At 55.3% G+C, this 653-nt stretch carries 1 protein-coding gene; it reads left to right on the forward strand.

Annotation, left to right across the window (positions count from 1 at the left end; all coding sequences use genetic code 11):
- On the forward strand, positions 1 to 619 hold a 619-nt coding region (locus ACR0LZ_RS21145), incomplete at its 5' end, for an IS3 family transposase (protein WP_480752225.1).
- Positions 620 to 653 lie beyond the last annotated feature (34 nt).

Raw genomic sequence — 653 nt, forward strand, 5'->3', positions numbered from 1 at the left:
CAGCGATGGCCGTATCGAACGTCTATGGAAGCGAGAGGGGCTGAAGGTCCCGCACAAGCAGCCGAAGAAAGGACGGCTCTGGCTGAACGATGGCTCATGTGTCCGACTCAGGCCGGAACATCGCAATCATGTCTGGAGCTATGACTTTGTGCATTGCCGCACCGATGATGGGAAAGCATTCCGGACGTTGAACATCATCGACGAGTTCAGCCGGGAGTGCCTGGCAATCAGGGTAAAGCGAAAACTGAACTCTACCGATGTCATCGACGCTCTGACGGATCTGTTCATCCTGCGTGGGACACCTCGCTTCATACGGTCGGACAATGGTCCGGAGTTCGTTGCCCTGGCGGTTCGTGACTGGATTGCAGCTGTCGGAGCCAGGACCGCATACATCGAACCAGGCTCGCCTTGGGAGAATGGATACTGCGAAAGCTTCAACGGCCGCATGAGAGATGAGCTTCTGAACGGGGAAGTCTTCTACTCGCTACGCGAAGCCCAGATCATCATCGAAGAATGGAGGAAACACTACAATACCAAGAGACCACACAGTGCACTGGGCTATCACCCACCAGCGCCCGAGACCATCATCCCGATGGAACACAGGCCGATCATGCACTAACAATAACATTGGACCCGTCAGATAGGGCTGCTCA

It is taken from the genome of Ruegeria sp. CI1, from assembly GCF_056536925.1.